This window comes from Bacillus cereus group sp. BfR-BA-01380 (genome assembly GCF_022663535.1).
GTDB classification, from domain to species: Bacteria; Bacillota; Bacilli; order Bacillales; family Bacillaceae_G; genus Bacillus_A; species Bacillus_A cereus_BB.
The window spans coordinates 1-21,311 of record NZ_JAKUFS010000026.1; the positions used below are offsets into that span (position 1 = coordinate 1).

The following is a 21,311-nucleotide window of genomic DNA, read 5'->3' on the forward strand; positions in this document are numbered from 1 at the left end:
TTGAAACCACGGTAGTAAGCTGGCAGGATCGAGTGCTTCCCCACCAAATATGACATAGCGCAGATGCAAGTTTTTATTTTCATCTTCTTGTTCACACACCTGTATTAGTTGTCGGAATGCGGAAGGTGTCTGATTAAGAACCGTAACCTTTTCCTTTACTAACAGTTGATAGAAATCCTTGGGCGATCGACTGATCCAGTAAGGAACAACAATCAATCTTCCGCCATAGAGTAATGCTCCCCAAATCTCCCATACCGAGAAGTCAAACGCATAAGAATGGAAAAGCGTCCAAGTATCTTTTTCATCAAACTGATACCAACATTCCGTTGATTTAAATAAGCGAATCACATTATGGTGCTCTACCATAACTCCCTTCGGATTCCCTGTTGATCCTGAAGTATAGATCACGTAAGCGAGATGTTGAGGACTTACATCAGAAATCGATAAAGCAGTACTTTCTTTCTCAATCTCACCTTGATCTCGATCAAGGCAAATCGATTTAATATTCTCTGGTAACCATTTCGATTCTTTTAAACTCTCTTGCGTTACGACTAGCTGAATGCTAGCATCCTCTAAAATATACTGAAGTCGCTGCACTGGATATGTTGGATCAAGTGGAACATAAGCTCCACCAGCCTTCAAAATCCCCAAAATACCTACAATCATTTCAAGAGAACGTTCAACACAAAGTCCAACCAAGGAATCAGGTCCTACTCCTTTTTTCTGTAGATAGTGAGCTAACTGATTCGCACGTTCATTAAGCTCCCTATAGGTAAGCCTCTCCTTTTCATACATAACTGCAATGGCATTGGGATGAATCGTCGCTTGCTGCTCAAACAACTTATGGATAGTTGCTTGAGGTGGAAAGTCAAGCTTAGGATCGTTGAACTCTACTAAACTTTTTCTTTTATCTTCTTCTGAAATAATTTCGATCTCAGAAACCTTCTGCTTCGGATTTTTAAATGTGTTTTCCATTAATGCTAGCATGGTGTTAAAAAATCGAATTATCTCTTCTTTGGAAAATAGCTCTTCACGATAATCAACATGTACTTGTAAAGAGTCTATATCAGTCAAATTTTCGATATGTACTGCAAAATCTTGTACCTCTTCACGATTTGGAATCCAAAGAGAGTCACCACTTTCAGCACGATCTCTATAATCAATCGTAGTTCCAAAAAGTCGAACATTACTGTTATTCTCTTTATTAGTCTGCTTTAATAACAAATCAAATGGATATTTCTGATGTCGTAATGATTTACTTTGTTTTCTGGACACTCGACCAATAAATGAGAGTACTTCTTCTTCAGGATCGATATCCATTCTTAGAGGAACTGTACTCACCATCATTCCAATTAATTCACGCTCCATTTTAGTCATACGATTGCCATAAGCCATTCCTAGGGCAATATCAAGCGATGAGGTCCATCGATACATCGACAACGAAAGCGCAGCAACAAAAAGAGTATATATACTGTATTTGTATTCTTCAGAAAATTCTTCTATCTTTTTCTTAAAATATCCAGATAATACAAATGTCTCGCGTGATGCTCTCGTACTAACTTGGTAAGCATTACAGGGTTTCAATCCCGTCACGGATGGAAGTGTTTTGAATTCCTCTAACCAAAAGTTTTGATCCTTTTGAAAACGACTGCTGTTCAAGTATGTCTGTTCATTGACTAGAAACTGAACATATGAGTTCCTAGGTATGCTCACATCTGTCTCACTATGAAACTCATGATAATATTTAGCAATCTGACTAGTAAAAATTTGGATTGATAAACCATCCATGATAATGTGATGAACATTGCCAAAGACGGCACACTCATTATCGCTTAATTTTATTAAAGCGAAATAGTATAAATCAGAATCAAATAACGTAAACGTCTCTTGCGCCTTCTGCTCAATCCATTTTTCCAACAAATCTGAATCTCTCTCGGAACTGAAATCGAAGAAGTCAAATTCTCGTTCTTGATGTTTAACAAAATATTGCTCAGGTTCCATATTTCCATTTTCTTTCAGCCTGATACACAAACCATCGTTTTCACTAATAACACGATTCATGACTCGATTTAATATTGAATAATTCATTTTTCGATGGATCTTGAACAAGAATTTTAGATTACACATACCTTTATCTGAATAAATAACTTCTGTATACCATATTCTTCTCTGCGGATGACTTAAAAGATAACACTCCTCATTGGACATAAAAAAATCTCCCTTCAAAGATTAGTTACTTTTATGTGTTCGTTTTCATGTTTAACCCAAAAATATTTTTGTAATGAAGCCCCAATTACTCCAATGATGATGAGCCCAATACCCACATAAAGATAGAGTTGAATTACTCCGAAAAGGTGAACCAGTGGTCCGCTCATAGACGGAGAAATGATGAGGACTGCATTTGCTAAACTGCTTTGAATTCCAAACACTCTTCCGACCTGTTCTTGATGAGATTCTATTTGCAGAATGACTTGATTGGATACAAACATAAGTCCACTTCCAATACCAGCGATAAAACTAATCAGATAGCCAAAAATAAGGGATGTACCGGGACTTGCCAGACTTATCAGACTAATTCCACCAAAACCAATTCCCATTAAAATAATGCCCCCACATACTACCCAACCATATTGAAAATGTTTTATTTTTTGAGTTAAGAATGCACCAAGTATTCCCCCAATACCAATAATAGAAATGATATATCCCATTTTACTCTTATCATTTGGGAACAAACTCTTAAATAAAGTAGGGAACTGTGAGTCTACTAATTGTAATACTGCCATAGCTATTGTAAAGAAAATCATGGTTGATAATATCATCCGATTGGATAATACATAACTCCAACCTTGTAACCAAGCAGTCCAAGTACTTTGTTGTTGCTTTTCTATATATTCTCTTGACAGAGATTCCTTAAACCTAATTGTGGGCAATAAAACCAAAGCAGCTAGTAAACTACATATTGCCCTTATTACAAGACAAAACTCTGGCTGAAACCAGCTCAGTAACACTCCCCCTATAAGCGGACCCACTATCTTGGTTCCTTGCTCAACTATACCGTTGATACTTACCGCTTTGGTAAGCAAATTAGGGGATACAATTTGTCGTGTTAGTGTTTGCTGTGCAGGATAATAGAAAACGGTAAAAATGGATCGAATCATTAATGCTAACAAAAGCCAATAAATATTTTGGACAAATAAAAGAACAATTGTTAATAGACCAACCATAAGATTACTAAACATCATAATTGGAATTTTTCTAAAGCGATCAGCAATCACACCTGCCCATGAACTAAATAAAATTCCAGGAAGTGCATACGCAACGGGAATCAATCCAATCATGGTGGGGTCTACTTCCCATTCAAAACCAACAATGGTCATAATGGCTAACATGTCAATAAATACTCCGAGCATAATCAGTGAATACGCAGAGAAAACTTGTAAATAAATTGGATTTCTCCACAGACTTTTTGAGTCAGTAGTTTTCATAAAAACGATCTCCTTAAGTTTACTAAAGTGGATGTTTTTGCGTACATGAGACCCCTTTATTGGACATAATTAATCACTTTAAATACTTTTATCTAAACTTTAATACAATTCAAACTTCAATTATTCATAAAGTTCAACGCCTTTTTTCTTTTTTGACGATCTACTAAATCAAATACATTTATCTCTTCATCTCTTGTTTTTTTAAGTTCTTTCATTTTCTGTTCTTGCTCTGAAATAATCTCCTTTACAAATGAACCAAGGCGATTTAGAAAACCTCTATTCATGTTGTCATTCCCTGCAACATTAAACAACGCGAATAGTTCACTAACTAATTCATGTTCATATAATTCTCTTTGATTTTCATATACTACAAGATACACATTTACTCGATGAAAATAATGATTTAATAGTTCTATAACTTTATTATTTACAGTAGTTTGAACATCCAATCCACACCACCTTTTTCAGAATTCCCTATATTTTCTATCTAAAATACTATCACACAAAATTCCCTCCTACTATATTCATAAAGTTGAAATAATCAAATTAGAAAATTCAGATAAAAAACACCAATAGACCAACTCTATCAATTACTATCATTATTAAAATAGCCTAGTAGTCTTATTGATAAGACTACTAGGCTATTTTTAAATTCCAAATAATAATAAGTCCTTAACATAGGTTGACACACATTTCAATATTTTCTTGAAATTAAAACGAATAAATGAATAAAACGAATGCCCAAACGATGTGATGCGCTAAAATTTCTTCTGCTGGAACTTCGTCTATCAATTTCCAATAAAGCGGAAGGATCCCCCCACATCATATATGCACTTGTCGCATATATCATCCTTTTTTTTTGCGCTTCCATTTGATTCTCCTCTCCTCTTTTCTTTTTTCTTCATTATAAAGTGTCCTTCTATCTGTTTATAATTTTCCGCTACATAAACTCTTTATAATATCCAAAAGAAAAGAGCATGTTTTAAAAAGACTAATCAAAACATGCTCTTCTTGCGTTAAATTGAATGACTCTTATGAAAAGTGCTTTTTCTTTTTATTACCAATTTATACGAAATAAAAACGAAAATTCCAAAAATAAGAGTTGCAAAGGCTGGTAAAATCTTATCATTTGGCACGTATACTTCCCAAAAAGAATTCATAAGCGCATGAAAAATGAGACACATAAAAATACTTTTAGTTGCATTATAAATTGTAGTTAGTATGAAGGATATGGCAATTATCGTAATTGTAAAAGATATAAAGTTCCTTTGAGATTGGTTCGTGCCTGGAATGAACCATAACGGCAGGTGCCAAATAGCCCATATTATGCTCACAATCACGGTGCTTAAAAATGGAGAATACCTTTTCTGAAGTGCAGGTTGTAAAAATCCTCTCCAGCCAATTTCTTCAAGTCCACCACCAATAATCATTATCGGAAAACTAAGTAATCCCACGTATAATGGCTTTTGCATCGTTGCTCCATCAAATATCGTTGGCAGATAACAGCTAATAAAAGCTAGAACAATTATCAAAATATACCATACAAAATGATGTTTAGGATTAACAATATTTTTGATAAAAACTCTAAATTCCTCTTTCGATCCATATTTTTTCTTTAGAATAATTTCAATAATTGCTGGCATGATCCCCCCGAAAACAAACAATATCATTGCTAATGGAGTTCCATGTGTAGTAATGTTCAATTTTATTAAGCTAATTAATATCCCCCAAAGTCCCCACGTAAATATGAAAGTGCATATTAAATATCGTTTAATATCATTATCCATCTACCTGCCCCCTTAGTATTGATTAGAGCATAAATTTGGAAGAAAGAAAACCCTTTACGCAAGATCAAATAAACAATTTTTACCAAAAACATCCATACTCAATTAACATATTACTGAAAAATAATGAATGACTTGACGCCTACTTCATTTCTACATTCATATTTATCTACTTCTTGAACTACGCTGTTAGCACAAGAAAAAACTGAAATCCCATCTGTATGAAGTAAGGATTTCAGTTCATCTTTTTTCAAAACGGTACAATTTTATTTTAAATCCACACATATACTCCCGCAGCGGCAAGAACCGGAATACCAAACACAAACTTATTTTTATGCGTCTTATGATGAAACATATACATCCCAATCCAAGCTCCAATCCCTCCCCCTGCTGCTGCAATTAAAAACAACGTACTCTCCGGTGTACGCCACTGCTTCTTCCTTGCTTTCCTTTTATCTAGTCCCATCATTATAAAGGCAAGAACATTAATAAATACAAAATAACTCCATTTCAACATATTATGAAAACCTCTTTCATACATTTTTCCAATCAATTATTTATCCCGCACTAACGGACAGTGAGCTCCCACGGATGGGAGTTTCAATTTATTATACACTCATTTTATTTTTTAGTTTTGTAAATATGTAACAATGATTTTATCAAATCCAGCAAAAAATATTGACTATGATAATTATTTTGTGATATTATAAATAATTTTACTTATCATCTTATATATGATAACCTTAGAAAGGTTACCCTATATGGAGGTGGATTATTTGTTTAAAATTGGTGATAAAATTGTTTATCCAATGCACGGAGCAGGTGTGATTGAAGCCATAGAAGAAAAAGAAATCCTAGGAGAAAAACAAAAATATTATGTAATAAGAATACCAATTAGTAATATGGAAGTAATGATTCCGATGAAAAAAATGATACAATCACGTATACGATTAATTGCTGATATGCTTACATTAGAAAATGTATTACTTATTTTTCAGTACGGCGAATCAGATCATTCACTCTCATGGAAGCAAAGATATACTCAAAACATGGAGAAAATGAAGACGGGTGAAATACAAGAAGGTGCTGAAGTAGTTCGCGACTTAATACGTAGGAATAAAGTAAGGGCGCTTAATACAAGTGAAAAACAAATGTTAGACAACGCACAAAAAATCTTAATTAGTGAATTGAGCTTAATTAAAGGAATTACTGAAAATCAGGCAATTGATTTGTTAAATACGAAAGTCGGCTAGGTAAAGAAATCCTTTTAAAACCGTTTTGAACTTGATTTTAAATTATATAAGATACCTAAAACGACAAAATAGCCTAACATCTATTTTGTTTTTTTTTTGCTTTATGTACCTCAATATGATATGATTACAAATACGATTTGATTATAGGAACATTACCCTCTAAGAAAAAATTCTTTTTCCTCTAAATGAATTATTCTCACCACTTTTTATTCCCATACTTCTAAGTATACGATGAGGTTCATTTATCCAAGCATTGTTTTTGGATATCCCGATTCATACTGGCACGGTCATCGGAGCCGTAAGGACGAAAGAGAGGTAGGGCTTTCGTTGTTTTGAGGTTTCAAAAACGATAATGAACATTTACTGTTCTTATCTTCCATTTTAACGTAAAAACGATAACAGATTTAAATACATGTTTATATTTGCTCGGTTCATATAAATAGGAAACACATCCTTAGAAATATTTTAAAAGTTTTTATATGAAAACAATCAGGACAGTAAAATGGTTTAATAGTGAAAAAGGATTTGAATGTACGAAGTACCAAATGATAGTAATGTTACAGTAAATTGCATTCAAGCAAGTTAACAGAGGTCAAAACCTAAGAATATTGTAAAACTATAAGAAAACGAAAAGAACATGCAGGTTAACCTGCATGTTCTTTATTATTCTTCTACAGTTTCATTTTCATCTTTACTGATAGCATCATCACTAGACTGAGCATCTTTATTCTCCATATAAACCATTGCGTAATAAATTTCCGCATACGATCCAAACACTTGGTACACACTTCCAAGAAACGGCATGAGAATCCCTCTTTTCCAAATAATACATTCCAAAATTAAGGATTCCCTATCTTTTCTTAAACATTCGTTTTTGTATCTTCCTCTTCTATTTGGATATTAAGAAGATGTAACCATTTCTTATATGGTGCACTGTTTGGATCTACAAATTCTTTTGCGTATGAGCGATTCCATAGTTGCCTTACAAATAAAGTTGCTTCTTTTTTAGCCGCCGTTTCTGCACCAGTCCCGTAATAAGCTTTAAAATACTGTTCAATTTCATCAACGAGTAATCGTAATAACTCATCAGAAGTTTCTTCTAACGTTGGATCATATTTCGCTTCCTTATCATACATCAAGATAATGTCTAAAATATTATGAACATGTTCTTTCCGAAGCCATCTTATATCTTGCGCACCTAATACAAATGAATGTGTGTACAAATGTCCCCCATGCTGCAACGCTTTTTCCTGTTCTTCTTCAAAACGAGAAATGATATTTTCATATATAAATGGATTATGAAGCAGGGCACGATGTAATTTATACCCTTCATTTGTTACATTTTTCCCCATCGACTGAATAAGAGAACTTCGACCTACTCCGTTATATTGGTAAACGAACTGTCCGTCTACCGCAGCAAGGCTAATCCAACGAAATATATATGCATATAATAAAGCGCGATTACATTTCTCATAATCCAACTTCGTTTGCGTTGCATTTAAATCTGGCATAAACGCTGGCAAATGCCAATATTTATCGAGATGAGGCGTTAAATTGGATTTACGAATGTTTAATTTATTTACGCGGCGATAATATGATTGAAAGTAGTCTCCCTTCTCGTTCACATACCCATTTACAGTATGCCCGGATGACAATTTCGGAAAATCTTGCAGGGATAGGCCATAATGCGCACGGTAACATACAATTTCATATGGCGAAAAAGCTTTATCAACAGTTTCTTTTTCTTGAAACATCTCTTGAAGCGCTTCTTCATTTAACTCTTGCTGAACAAATGGATGAATACCCCAATATTGCAGTTCACGATGATGCGGCACTTTCGGTATAAATGGACTTGCAAGGTGTAACAAATCTTCTGTTTTTTCACTGACATACTCTGTCATATCACGTTTTTGAATAGTAGCTTCTTTTCGAAGCGCTTCAATAATATTTAATTCAAGCTTATCTCTGTACCGTTCTTGCAGTTCCTTTTCACAATACGTTAAAATGTGTTTCCGATAAAAATCTTCTACCTTTTGAGATTGCCCTTCCTCCGCCCCTGCTTCTCGGCAATACTCTCGATATAAACTCATATAAATTTCAGCAGATATCTCTTTTGGTAGCACACCATTGTTTACATGGTGATGAATATCGTTCCATATTTCTTCCTGCATTCGCTCATCTGCTAATACGTATACATTTGTTGGGTTTGTTTTCCCCTCAAATTCTTTACTACGCTTTTGAATGTCTAATAATAAATTTTCACGAGTTTCTTGTAAATTATCAAAGAAACGCTCCCAATATTGAATCATTTTAACTACAGCTTGATATAAAGATTGATACACAAGTTCTAGCAGCATTTCTTTTCGGTACTCATTTAACTTGTGTACATATTGGGTGGCGATATCTTGAAATTCTTTTCGAAATAAACGCTGCTCATTATGAAATACCTTTCCAATCCATCCTTGCTGCTGTGCGAGTTCAACACGTCGGACGGCTGTTACCGTTCCTTCAATATTGCCCACATTAAACTTTTTATCATAATTTTGAATGAGATTACGCTTTTGCTCATTATTTTCGTGCAAACGATTCATTTTCTCAGTTAACAATTTACGAATTTCATATAACACATACCTTGCAGCAACAGGATGAACGGGATCAGTTTTCTTCAAAAACCACGTATTTAACTGATATGACTGTCCCTCTGAACCACTTGGCGTAAAACGATCTGCTTCAATTATGTCATATACCAATGTTGTTACATGCTCATGTACACGGCTTGGGATTGCATACGCATATAAACGCACTGCATGGTCAACTCGCGCCACTTCCCCTTTCATTTGCTCCGCAATTTTCAACTTTGCAGCCGAAATTTTACACTCCCGCTGCAAACGATTTAACTCTTCATCCTTTTGCACCGTACGCTGCACATAACTTTCTACCGACTCGAGAAACAATTTTGCCTTTGATATACCGATTTTTCCACCTTCTGCTCCTTCACGTGCTTCATAGTACATTTGTTTATAAAATACATGTGCTTGTTCTGGCCGAGTCGCTAAATGTTCTAAATCCTCTAAGAAGCTTTTCCCTCGCTCTGGTTTTTCACGTTGCATACCACGGCGAACATCTTGCTCATATCGACTTTTCTTCTCTAAAAAAAGTCGATCTAAATGAAGCCATGATTCATCTAGCCCTTGTACCGCCCATTTCAAAGCACAATAACGAAGAACATTTTCATATGGATAAATAAGCTTTGCGACTCCCGCTCCGCAATAACGAGCTTTACCATTTGAATCTGCAAGTTGCTGAATTTGATTATCTTCCTGCGCGAAATGACTCGTTGACATTGGACTAAATAGTTGTAAATAAATCGTATTTGTCATTTGTTCCATATAATCAGACAAGCTATTTAGATGATGTCCATGTAAATTTTCATAATCATATAAAAAGCAATAATTATATGGTAAGTGATGCTGCATAATTGTATGATTTGTACGACCATCTTCATCCACTTGGTCAGGTCTGTATTCTAACTCAATTGTAACGCCACCGCGGCACGATAGTTCTCCTGTAGATCCTAATGTAATAGCGTGTAATTCTTTTAATGATGCATAGCCATTTGCCTGCACTGCTTCAAATTCTTTCCCGCTTATTGTACGCGTCTTTACGAGAGCGTCAGGAAGTAAGAAAGCGCCGCGAATTAAAATGTTGTGATGTTGCAACTTTTTCCGAAGCATTTCCCGTAAATAAAGAGCAATTTGCAAAAACATCCCCGAACCTGTACCACCAGCTAACGATGTAATAATAATAACCCGTACACCGTACTCTGTTTTATCACTAGTGACCGGAAAAATTTTCTCGATTTCCTGCCAAAACGATGTTAATTTATCTTCCTTCATTGCTGCGCGAAGTGCTAAGCGGGAAATAACCCGAAGCTGACCTGCACCTTCTGTTAACGGTTTATCTAGTATAGTTGGATCAATCGGAAACCAGTCTGGGATTGTTGGATCTTCTGCTATATATTCGCGCGGTGTTTTACTAGAGCTCGTTTGCGTCACAAATTTACGAATATGCTGAAAATGACTTAACGTATTAATATCCGTATCAAATACATGCATCGCTACTTTTTTACGTCGTTCTAGTGGAAGCTTTCGATAAATATCATGCGTAATCGTGCTACCAATTCCTCCAAGTCCAATTAAAATTGTCGGCACTTGAAAATCCATGTGAACCACCTTCCTATTTATCCCGCTATTTGCGGGCAGTAAGATCCCCACCTCAAGATTGAGAGATAACAAAGAAGATAGGTGGGGGATAACTGCCCATAAAAGCCTGATTGGTGAGAGCTTTCCATGAGTGGGATGAAGAAAACCCCCACTCATGGAAGTTTCACTTTATTCACATTCATACTTATATACTTCTTTTCCATAACCGCGATCGATGACAACCATTTCGTTCGGATATAACGTTTTATGCTCACGTCCTATTTCTTCGTCTGTTAAAAAAATACCATCAATCACCATGCCTGGTACTTGGGAATCTTTTGTAACAAATATAGATTTTGATCTTTTTTTTGCAATAAATGTAACAGACTGCACTGTCTTCCGCTCTGCTCGAAATGGAATACCAAAATAATGATTCCACCATTTTGTTCGCAGTGGTTCTGGTTCAGATTTATATAACCAATCTTCCGCAATAGATTGGTCCCATTCATAATATATAAGCGCCTTCCCATGAAAGCGCGGACGAACCACCCATCCAATAATGAGAGTTGCAATCATGAGTAAGATGATACTAAACGGTAAAACGAATTGAAAAATAGTCGCATAACGCTCAAAAAAAGAAACATCGATAATAGAAAGTGAAATCTGTTTACTCACTTTTTGTGATTGTGAATCTCGTAATGTGATGGTAGCTTCTACGGTGCCGGTATCTGTAAAATTAAATGTGTTGGAGTAATAAGGACGAGGATAGACGTACAGTTGATTTCCATGTTGCTTTATCTCATAGTTGATAGATTTATGAAATGTAACAGTAGCTGTTTTCAGTAATTCCTTTACTTCTATTTCTGACATTGCTTCATCATTTAATAGCGGCTGTATAATAAATGGTGTGCTATGCTTTAAATTCGTTACTTTTTCTGTATAATTCGTTGTCACAACCTGTAATGATAGTTTTGGTCTTGGAACGGATTGAATATAAAATTCTTTCGTTTGGCGATAAAACCCTTTTATATTCATGTGCACATTTCCGCGCACCGATTCTTTTCCTATCTTTGTTTCATAGTAGAAAGCTTTTCGCTTTCCATCCCATTTCATCTCATATATTTGACCACTTATTTCTACTTGTGCGGTAAAATATGAAGCATCTACTGGTACATTTGTTGGTTTTGCTTCTATAATCGCTGTTTGACCTTCATAGATTTGTTCTGCTGTCTTTTTCTGCTCTTTTCCTTTTTCATATATGGAAACAGTATAATCTAATGCTGGTTCGACAAGCACTTTCATATTTTCCTTTGAAACTACTTGATCAATTTCTAATATATAGCTACCTGGTTCGATTACAGTATTCTTTTTAGACATAATATGTGTAATGCCACCATATAGCCCCATTCCTGCTGGTGCTTGAATGGAAAATTTTGACTGCAACTGGAGTGAGCCATTTATATTTTGAATACGATACGGCACTTTCTGAGAAGATTGATTAACAAGCGTAATTCGCTTTAATGGAAATGGTGTTGTAATTTCAATTTTGTTTCCTACTATATTTGTTTTCACCGCTTCTTCTACTGATGAAAACGGATCACGATTCGCTATGAATGCAGCCGCTTGGTTTACACTGTGAATCACACCATCTTCTCCGCTTGTAGGTAGCACGATTCCATTTATTTGTTGTTTCCAAATGTCTTTAAAGATGTTCATTTGTGTTTTTTCTTGCGCACCTAAATTTTCTTCCATCGTAATTAATACTGCATGTAAAGAAACTTTTTTTGCTTCCATTTCTTTTTTAAACTTACTTAACGTTTCTGAAATTCGCTTTTTCTCACTATCATCTTGCTTTTCTAATTCATTAAAAGCACCATCTGTTAGAATAATAAGCCAAAATTCTCGATTGGCATTCACTTGGGCTTCCCTCTTCATCGATTGAATTGCTGTTTCTACCGATTGAAAAGGTGTATTCGCTTGCTCATTCCATGTTTGAATCTTGCCAATCTCTCCTTGTCGCTTATTATTCTCCAAAGAAACTGATATCCCCTCTGCTGGATGACTCATTGGTACATAAGAAAACGTATCCTTTTCATCTAACAATGCAATCAAACTTTGCAGTGCATAATTGGCATACTTCCAGCGATCGTTATTACGCATACTTCCAGAATCATCATAGACAAGTGAAACAACACGTTGCCTCGCTTCTTCTCCTTTCGCTAAACTAGAAAAAGGGTTTATACATACGAGTAAAAAAAATAAAATGGACGTGGCTATGATTCGAATGTACATGTTGAGGCTTCGCCACCTTTGTAGACAAATTCCTATGTTTAAACTTATGAGAAGAAATACAAGATATGACTTGTATTTCGAAAAACAAATAAGATTATAATATCATTATGTAAACTGATTATTAGGAGGATTGTTTGCTATTTTTTCTAACCTCAATAGCAAATTTCTTCTAACATATACTTTTCAAGTTTCAAGTTATTATATTTTCCGACTTTCATTCCCAATTCACGCAACCGTACTCGTTTCATCCTCTCATCTTTTTTCTCAATTTTCTTTCTTTTTATTATAGCAAAAATGAGAGTGCCATCTATAAGCACTCTTATTGTTTCACATATACTTCTACAACCGGATTTTCTTTTCGGTCGGCGTGAAGACGAATATTACTTTCTTTCGTATCATAAATAGTTGCTAGTAGCAATACCGTTAATAGGTTAGGAATTTTGCTATCTGTTCCATATTTTCGTTCAAGTGCTTCCTTATACTCAAACGCAAGATCTCCTTGTATATATGTATACACTTCAAATCCATCTTTTAAATCACAAACAATACTATCAATAATATCGGCTCCAACTTGACGTGTCATTTCTTTTCGAAGTGCATCAATCAATTTCTCCCATGACATTTCATACGTTTGAAACGTATCTGAATGATTCATTTTTTTCTCTCCTTTTTATTTCATCTAACAGGCAATAGGATTTTTCATTACTAGAAAACATTCTTTCCCTATCCTTCCCGTTTTTCATCACAATTATGAAGGAATAGACAAACGTACAAGCCGCTCTTGTCCTTGTATCATATCGTAATATTGGAAAGAGAAAGGGGAGAAATTATATGCGTTCTAATCAACATTATCACACATGTCGACGATATCACGGACGTGTGGTACGCATTGAAAACTATGACGGCAAAATTCATATTGGGAAAATTGTCGATATTTCAGATAAATCAGTATGGATTGAACCAGTTCATAAAAAGCGATTTGACTACGGATTTGGCTATTCTGACTGTGGGTGTGATGTTTGCGGCGGTTTAGGAGAGTGTGATAATTGCGGGTTTGGATTTGGTAGAGGTGGATTCGGGGCTGTTGAACTCGGGTTTGGATTTATTTTCGGCATTACATTAGCTGCTTTATTTTTCATATAAAGAAAAGCCAACATGTGTTGGCTTTTTCATTTTTGACACATAAAAATTCGGTGTCCTAATCTATGCTTATATTGCTGTAAAATATGTTCGTGCGCAATCCACGCCTCATACAAATCTTGTGAAATAAAATCCGATATATCCCACTCTGGTTGTTCTACGTGTGCAGAAATCGTCTCTGCAATCGTTCCGCCTCCTACCACACGTACTGTTGTAAATTGTGATTCTTGAAAGAGTGCAATCCATTCCTGCTCTGTTAATAGTTGTTCCATTCCATATAAAGCTATAATCTGTTCTTCCTCATGCACTGATAGGTGCCTCTCAGTTACCATTTCAATAACAAGCAATTCTCCGCCGCGTTGTAAGACACGATAACATTCATCTATTGCTTTCCTTTTGTTTGTAAAAGCAAGAACAGATTCCCCTAAAACAATATGAAATGCTTCATCTTGAAACGGTAGTGCTTCTGCACTTCCTTTGATGAGTTCAATATTAACCCCATCTTTATTCCATCTCTTCCTAGCTTTTTGAACCATCGTGTCATTCACTTCAACTGCACATACCACAGGTCCATATTGTTTCGCAATATAAGAGGCTGTCTTGCCCGTTCCACACCCAATTTCCAATAACTTTGTATCTGGTCCCAGTGAAAGCTGTGCTAATAACTGCTTTGTTAATGTAAACCCTCCTGGATGTGCACTGCCAACACCAAATGCTGCAAGGAAATCTAAATAAGAATATTGTTTCATAAGTATCTCCTTCTATTTCATACTTAGCGATGGAATGATATAGATTACATATTGATGAAAGTTTCGCTTTACTGTCGTACTGCATATGTATTCATCACATGTCAAAATGTGCACAGTGAAAAGAGGATACGATATCGCATCCTCTTTTCAAATCATTATTTACCTTCTTTTTCAGTGATATATGTCCATTTGTAGCTGTATTCACAACCAACGTTGTGGTTATAAATATTGTGTACCGTAGGACGTTGTACGAATGATCTTCCACTTTGATATATCGGTACAAGGGCTGCTTCATCATCAATTAAGATTTTTTCAGCTTTTCCCATTTCTTCCCAACGTTTTTTCGGATCTGCTAGTAATTCACCTTGCGATTTCTTCACAATTCCATCAAATTTTTCATTGGAAAAGCTCATTTCATTTTGCGGATTTCCTGTTTGGAACATATCTAAATATGTCATTGGATCCGCATAATCTGGGTGCCAGCCTCCGTAAGAAATATCATAATCTTGTGCTACTTCTAAATTTATTTTTTGTTTAAATGGCTGTAGTTTCATATTCACTTTTAAACCTGGTAAATTTTTCTCAAACTGCTCTTTTAAGTACTCACCAACTTTTTTCGCGTTCTCTGTATCATAGTTCAAAAATTCAACCGTTACTTCTTGCTTGCCTAATTCTTTTTTCGCTTCCTCCCAAACTTGTTTCGCTTTCTTCACATCCATTTTGTTGCCCGTAGATTTAAATGTTTCGCGGAAATCTTTTCCATCCGGACCTGCAGCAAGTTTTTCTGGAACAAGAGAGTCTATTGGCTTAGAACCATCATTCAAGATTACATTTGTTAACGCTTTTTTATCAAATGCCATTGCAAACGCTTGGCGAACTTTCTTATTCTTAAAGATTGTATCTTGACCACCACGTTTTTGATTTAAACGTAAAAAGAATGTTGACGGCTCTACAAAGCTTCCAAATTCCTCTTTCCTAGGTTTATATTTATCAACGTATTCAGATGTTAAAAGAGCACGATCGATTTGTCCACTTTCATACAAGTTTACACGAGTGGATACTTCTTTTATAACGCTCCAATTGATTTCATCTAACTTAACGTTTGCTTTATCCCAGTACTGATCGTTTTTCACTACTTTCCAGCCTTGTTCATGCTTCCACTCTGTCATTTTAAATGGGCCATTATACACCATCTTATCAGCTTCTAAAGCGTATTTATCTCCATGTTCTTTGACAACTTTCTCATTTAACGGGAAGAAATTTGTAAATGCAGTTAAGCTAAGAAAATAAGGAACAGGATTGTCTAATTCTACTTCTAATGTATTGTCATCAACTGCTTTTGCACCTAAAGAATCCGCCGGTGATTTCCCTTCGTTAATTGCTTTTGCATTTTTTACATCATACATAATGAATGCATATTCAGCTGCTAATTTTGGGTCTAACAGACGCTGCCATGCAAATACAAAGTCTTTTGCTGTTACAGGGTCTCCATTTGACCATTTTGCATCTTTACGAAGTTTAAATGTATATTTTTTACCATCATCGCTCTTTTTATAAGATTCTGCGATACCCGGAATTGGTTTATTGTCTTTATCAAGACGATATAACCCTTCCATCGTATTCCCTAAGATAAGAGAAGATGCTGAATCTTTCGATTTCGTAGTATCCATTGTAGGAATTTCTGCTGTTTCTGCTAAATTTAACACTTGTTTTGCCGCTAACTTACCCTCTGCCTGCTTGTCTCCATTTTTTGGATCTGTACTTGCTTTTTTGTCCCCTGCCCCAGAACATGCCGTTAGTGCCACACTCATCGCTAATACTGGTGCTACTACAGCTGTGATTTTTTTCATCTTTTTCATTTTGTACCCTCCCTAATTTTTATGTACGATACTAACTATGAGAAAGTTTTTGATAACTTTATGTTTCTATACAGTTATCAGAAGATTTTCACTAATTAATATTCTACTAATTTTTTTAATTTTGTAAAGTGTTATTATTAAAAAAAGTCAAAAAATTATTTTTTTACAGTAATATTTATAATCATTCTATGAAATAAAGTGAGACTTTAATCAGTGGGAGTTTTCTTCATCCCCCACTGATTATTAGTTGAACCAATCGGGCTTTTACGGGCAGTTTATCCCCCACCTAACTTCTTAAGAAAGGCGGCAGCGGCTCGCTCAGAATCGCAGGACGTTGGAGCACCCGACAGAGAGGCGCTTTCTGCCTCGTCCGAGGGGGCGAAACGACCGGAGATTCTAGCCACTAGAGCTGGACAATGCTTTCGCTGAATTTTGAGGTGGGAGTATTACTGCCCGTTAATGCGGGATAAAGTGGAACTTCCATTTATAGTACTGCATATGTATTCATCACGCTTCAAAATGCGCACAGCGAAAAGAGGATACGATATCGCATCCTCTTTTCACATGATTATTTACCTTCTTTTTCAGTGATATATGCCCATTTGTAGCTGTATTCACAACCAACGTTGTGGTTATAAATATTGTGTACCGTAGGACGTTGTACGAATGATCTTCCGTTTTGGAACATTGGTACGAGTGCTGCTTCATCTTCAAGTAAGATTTTTTCAGCTTTCCCCATTTCTTCCCAACGTTTTTTTGGATCTGTTAGTAATTCACCTTGAGATTTCTTCACAATTTCATCAAATTTTGCATTTGAATAGCTCATTTCGTTTTGCGGATTTCCTGTTAGGAACATATCTAAAAATGTCATTGGATCCGCATAATCTGGGTTCCAGCCTGCATAAGAAAGATCATAATCTTGTGCTACTTCTAAATTTATTTTTTGCTTAAATGGCTGAAGTTTCATATTTACTTTTAAACCTGGTAAATTTTTCTCAAACTGCTCTTTTAAGTACTCACCAACTTTTTTCGCGTTCTCTGTATCATAGTTCAAAAATTCAATCGTTACTTCTTGTTTCCCTAATTCTTTTTTCGCTTCCTCCCAAAGTTGTTTCGCTTTCTTTACATCCGTCTTGTTGCCCGTAGATTTAAATGTTTCGCGGTAATCTTTTCCATCAGGTCCTGTAGCAAATTTTTCTGGAACAAGAGAGTCTACCGGCTTAGAACCATCATTTAAGATTACATTTGTTAACGCTTTTTTATCAAAGGCCATCGCAAACGCTTGGCGAACTTTCTTATTCTTAAAGATTGTATCTTGACCGTTACGTTTTTGATTTAAACGTAAAAAGAATGTTGACGACTCTACAAAGCTTCCAAATTCATCTTTCCTAGGTTTATATTTATCAACGTATTCAGATGTTAAAATCGCACGATCGATTTGTCCACTTTCATATAGGTTTACACGAGTAGATACTTCTTTTATAACGCTCCAATTGATTTCATCTAACTTAACGTTTGCCTTATCCCAGTACTGGTCATTCTTCTTTACTTTCCAGCCTTGTTCATGCTTCCATTCTGTCATTTTAAATGGTCCATTATACACCAGCTTATCAGCTTCTAAAGCGTATTTATCTCCATATTCTTTTACAACTTTCTCATTTAGCGGTAAGAAAGATGTAAATGCAGTTAGGTTAAGAAAATAGGGAACAGGATTATCTAATTCTACCTCTAATGTATTATCATCAACTGCTTTTACACCTAAAGAATCTAATGGTGATTTCCCTTCGTTAATTGCTTTTGCATTTTTTATATCATACATAATGAATGCATATTCAGCTGCTGTTTTTGGGTCTAAAAGACGCTGCCATGCAAATACAAAGTCTTTTGCTGTTACAGGGTCTCCATTTGACCATTTCGCATCTTTACGAATTTTAAATGTATATTTTTTACCATCATCGCTCTTTTTGTAAGATTCCGCCATACCTGGGACTGGTTTATTGTCTTTATCAAGACGATATAACCCTTCCATCGTATTCCCTAAGATAAGAGAAGATGCTGAATCTTTTGATTTCGAAGTATCCATTGTAGGAATTTCTGCTGTTTCTGCTAAATTTAATACTTGTTTTGCCGCTAACTTACCTTCTGTTTGTTTGTCTCCATTTTTCGGCTCTGTACTTGCTTTTTTGTCCCCTGCCCCAGAACATGCTGATAGTGCCACACTCATCGCTAACACTGGTGCTACTACAGCTGTGATTTTTTTCATCTTTTTCATTTTGTACCCTCCCTAATTTTTATGTACGATGCTAATTACCGAAAATCTCTGATAATTTTATATTTCTATATAGTTATCAGAAATTTCTATTAATTAATATTCTACTATTTTTTAAAATTTTGTAAAGTATATTATCTAAAAAATCAAAAAATTATTTTTTTACAGTAATATTTATAATCATTCTATGAAATAAAGTAAAACTTCCATTTATAGTACTGCATATGTATTCATCACACGTCAAAATGCGCACAGTGAAAAGAGGATACGATATCGCATCCTCTTTTCAAATGATTATTTACCTTCTTTTTCAGTGATATATGCCCATTTGTAGCTGTATTGGCAACCAACGTTGTGCTTATAAATATTGTGTACAGTAGGACGTTGTAAAAATGATCTTCCACTTTGATACATCGGTACAAGTGCTGCTTCATCTTCAAGTAAGATCTTCTCAGCTTTCCCCATTTCTCCCCAACGTTTTTTCGGATCTGTTAGCCATTCACCTTGAGATTTCTTAATAATCTCATCATATTTCTCATTTGAATAGCTCATTTCGTTTTGTGGATTTCCTGTTTGGAACATATCTAAAAATGTCATTGGATCGGCATAATCTGGGGTCCAGCCTGCGTAAGAAAGATCATAATCTTGTGCTGTTTCTAATTTTAATTTTTGCTTAAACGGCTGTAGTTTTATATTCACCTTTAAACCAGGTAAGTTTTTCTCAAGCTGTTCTTTTAAGTACTCACCAATTTTCTTTGCATTGTCTGTATCATAGTTTAAAAACTCAACTGTTACTTCTTCTTTCCCCAATTCTTTTTTCGCTTCCTCCCAAACTTGTTTCGCTTTCTTTACATCCGTTTTGATGCCTGTAGATTTATATGATTCGTGGTAATCTTTTCCATCAGGGCCATTAGCAAATTTTTCTGGAATAAGAGCATCTACTGGTTTAGAACCGTCATTTAAGATAACATTTGTTAATGCTTTTTTATCAAATGCCATTGCAATTGCTTCACGAACTTTCTTATTCTTAAATACTGTATCTTGACCGTTTCGTTTTTGGTTTAAACGTAAGAAGTATGTTGCCGGTTCTAGTAGCGTTCCAAACGCATCTTTATTCGCTTTATATTTATCTACATATTCAGACGTTAAAAGAATGCGATCAAGTTGTCCACTTTCATATAAGTTCACACGAGTAGATTGTTCTTTTACAACGCTCCAATTGATTTCATCTAGCTTAACTGTTCCCTTATCCCAGTACTGGTCGTTTTTCTGTAATTTCCAGCCTTGTTCATGCTTCCATTCTGTCATTTTAAATGGTCCATTATAAACCATCTTATCAGCTTCTAAACCGTATTTATCTCCATGTTGCTTTACAACTTTCTCATTTAGCGGTAAGAAAGACGTAAATGCTGTTAGGCCAAGAAAATAGGGAACAGGGTTATCTAATTCTACTTCTAATGTATAATCATCTACTGCTTTTGCACCTAAAGAATCAACTGGTGATTTACTTTCATTAATCGCTTTTGCATTTTTTATATCATATGCAATAAACGCATATTCGGCAGCCGTTTTTGGATCTAATAGACGTTGCCATGCAAAAACGAAATCTTTTGCTGTTACAGGGTCTCCATTTGACCATTTTGCATCTTTACGAAGTTTAAATGTATATTTTTTACCATCATCGCTCTTCTTATAAGATTCCGCGATACCTGGAATAGGCTTATTATCTTTATCAAGACGATATAACCCTTCCATTGTATTCCCTAAGATAAGGGAAGAAACTGTATCTATTGATTTTGAAACATCCATTGAAGGAATTTCATTTGCTTCTACTAAGTTTAGCACTTGTTTTGCTGCCATCTTACCTTCTGTTTGTTTGTCTCCATTTTTCGGCTCTGTATTTGCTTTTTTGTCCCCTGCCCCAGAACATGCTGATAGTGCCACACTCATCGCTAATACTGGTGCTACTACAGCTGTGATTTTTTTCATCTTTTTCATTTTGTACCCTCCCTAATTTTTATGCACGATACAAGTAATCTGAAATTTCTGACAATTTTATGCTTTTGAATAGTTATCAGAAATTTCCGTTAATTAACATTCTACTATTTTTCTCTATTTTGTAAAGTGTTATTATCAAAAAAATCAAAAAATTATTTTATTACAGTAATATTAATAATTATTCCGTAAAATACACTTAAAAAAAGAATCCCCCTCACTAAATGTGCTATAACTCTTTTATTTATTGCTACTTTGTTACACTCATTCAAAACAATTATTT

The 21,311-nt window shown here is 35.2% G+C and carries 15 protein-coding genes and 1 pseudogene; 2 read left to right on the plus strand and 14 right to left on the minus strand.

All coding sequences use genetic code 11. The features are described from left to right. The 6 genes and pseudogenes from MR076_RS20105 to MR076_RS20130 form a co-directional block, all read right to left on the minus strand. The coding region (locus MR076_RS20105) for a non-ribosomal peptide synthetase (protein ID WP_242223570.1) at positions 1-2,208 on the minus strand (2,208 nt) is incomplete at its 3' end. Positions 2,209-2,222: 14 nt separating this feature from the next. Then, the gene (locus tag MR076_RS20110; protein ID WP_242223572.1) at positions 2,223-3,485 is read right to left on the minus strand and encodes an MFS transporter; all 1,263 of its coding nucleotides are present in this window, start codon (positions 3,483-3,485) and stop codon (positions 2,223-2,225) included. Positions 3,486-3,601: 116 nt separating this feature from the next. After that, a complete protein-coding gene (locus MR076_RS20115; RefSeq protein WP_242223575.1) occupies positions 3,602-3,934 on the minus strand; it encodes a hypothetical protein in 333 nt (110 codons plus the stop codon). A gap of 274 nt (positions 3,935-4,208) precedes the next feature. Then, a pseudogene (locus MR076_RS20120) lies at positions 4,209-4,356 on the minus strand (EamA family transporter RarD); the annotation flags it as partial. Between the two features lie 145 nt (positions 4,357-4,501). After that, the gene (locus MR076_RS20125) at positions 4,502-5,272 is read right to left on the minus strand and encodes a CPBP family intramembrane glutamic endopeptidase (RefSeq protein WP_242223579.1); all 771 of its coding nucleotides are present in this window, start codon (positions 5,270-5,272) and stop codon (positions 4,502-4,504) included. 268 nt (positions 5,273-5,540) lie between these two features. Next, positions 5,541-5,783: a DUF1294 domain-containing protein gene (locus MR076_RS20130; protein ID WP_242223765.1), complete on the minus strand. Its 243-nt coding sequence runs from the start codon at positions 5,781-5,783 to the stop codon at positions 5,541-5,543. Between the two features lie 247 nt (positions 5,784-6,030). On the opposite strand from MR076_RS20130, the gene MR076_RS20135 reads away from it, so the two are divergent. Next, positions 6,031-6,522 (plus strand): CarD family transcriptional regulator, encoded by a 492-nt coding sequence (locus MR076_RS20135; RefSeq protein WP_242223581.1) that lies wholly within the window; start codon positions 6,031-6,033, stop codon positions 6,520-6,522. A 663-nt stretch (positions 6,523-7,185) separates the two neighbouring features. Here MR076_RS20135 and MR076_RS20140 read toward each other — a convergent pair. The 4 genes from MR076_RS20140 to MR076_RS20155 all read right to left on the minus strand — a co-directional run bounded on the left by MR076_RS20140 (position 7,186) and on the right by MR076_RS20155 (position 13,671). After that, entirely contained in the window at positions 7,186-7,326 is a 141-nt protein-coding gene (locus MR076_RS20140; RefSeq protein ID WP_242223583.1) for a phosphonate ABC transporter permease, read from the minus strand. Positions 7,327-7,382: 56 nt separating this feature from the next. Continuing rightward, on the minus strand, positions 7,383-10,745 hold the full coding sequence (locus MR076_RS20145) for a tubulin-like doman-containing protein (protein WP_242223585.1): 3,363 nt from the start codon (positions 10,743-10,745) through the stop codon (positions 7,383-7,385). 168 nt (positions 10,746-10,913) lie between these two features. Beyond that, positions 10,914-13,016: a vWA domain-containing protein gene (locus tag MR076_RS20150; RefSeq protein ID WP_242223587.1), complete on the minus strand. Its 2,103-nt coding sequence runs from the start codon at positions 13,014-13,016 to the stop codon at positions 10,914-10,916. A gap of 319 nt (positions 13,017-13,335) precedes the next feature. Continuing rightward, positions 13,336-13,671: a hypothetical protein gene (locus MR076_RS20155; RefSeq protein ID WP_242223589.1), complete on the minus strand. Its 336-nt coding sequence runs from the start codon at positions 13,669-13,671 to the stop codon at positions 13,336-13,338. Between the two features lie 176 nt (positions 13,672-13,847). Between MR076_RS20155 and MR076_RS20160 the strand changes: the two genes are divergently transcribed. Further along, positions 13,848-14,159, plus strand: a complete 312-nt coding sequence (locus MR076_RS20160; protein ID WP_242223590.1) for a hypothetical protein — start codon at positions 13,848-13,850, stop codon at positions 14,157-14,159. A 26-nt stretch (positions 14,160-14,185) separates the two neighbouring features. Here the strand turns inward: MR076_RS20160 and MR076_RS20165 are convergent, their stop codons facing one another. The 4 genes from MR076_RS20165 to MR076_RS20180 form a co-directional block, all read right to left on the minus strand. Beyond that, positions 14,186-14,905 (minus strand): class I SAM-dependent methyltransferase, encoded by a 720-nt coding sequence (locus MR076_RS20165; RefSeq protein WP_242223591.1) that lies wholly within the window; start codon positions 14,903-14,905, stop codon positions 14,186-14,188. Between the two features lie 155 nt (positions 14,906-15,060). Further along, positions 15,061-16,764, minus strand: a complete 1,704-nt coding sequence (locus tag MR076_RS20170) for a peptide ABC transporter substrate-binding protein (RefSeq protein ID WP_242223593.1) — start codon at positions 16,762-16,764, stop codon at positions 15,061-15,063. A 568-nt stretch (positions 16,765-17,332) separates the two neighbouring features. Continuing rightward, on the minus strand, positions 17,333-19,036 hold the full coding sequence (locus MR076_RS20175; RefSeq protein WP_242223597.1) for a peptide ABC transporter substrate-binding protein: 1,704 nt from the start codon (positions 19,034-19,036) through the stop codon (positions 17,333-17,335). 291 nt (positions 19,037-19,327) lie between these two features. Then, positions 19,328-21,031 carry a peptide ABC transporter substrate-binding protein gene (locus MR076_RS20180; protein WP_242223599.1) on the minus strand — a complete coding sequence of 568 codons (1,704 nt, stop codon included), beginning with the start codon at positions 21,029-21,031 and terminating at the stop codon, positions 19,328-19,330. Between the last annotated feature and the right edge of the window lie 280 nt (positions 21,032-21,311).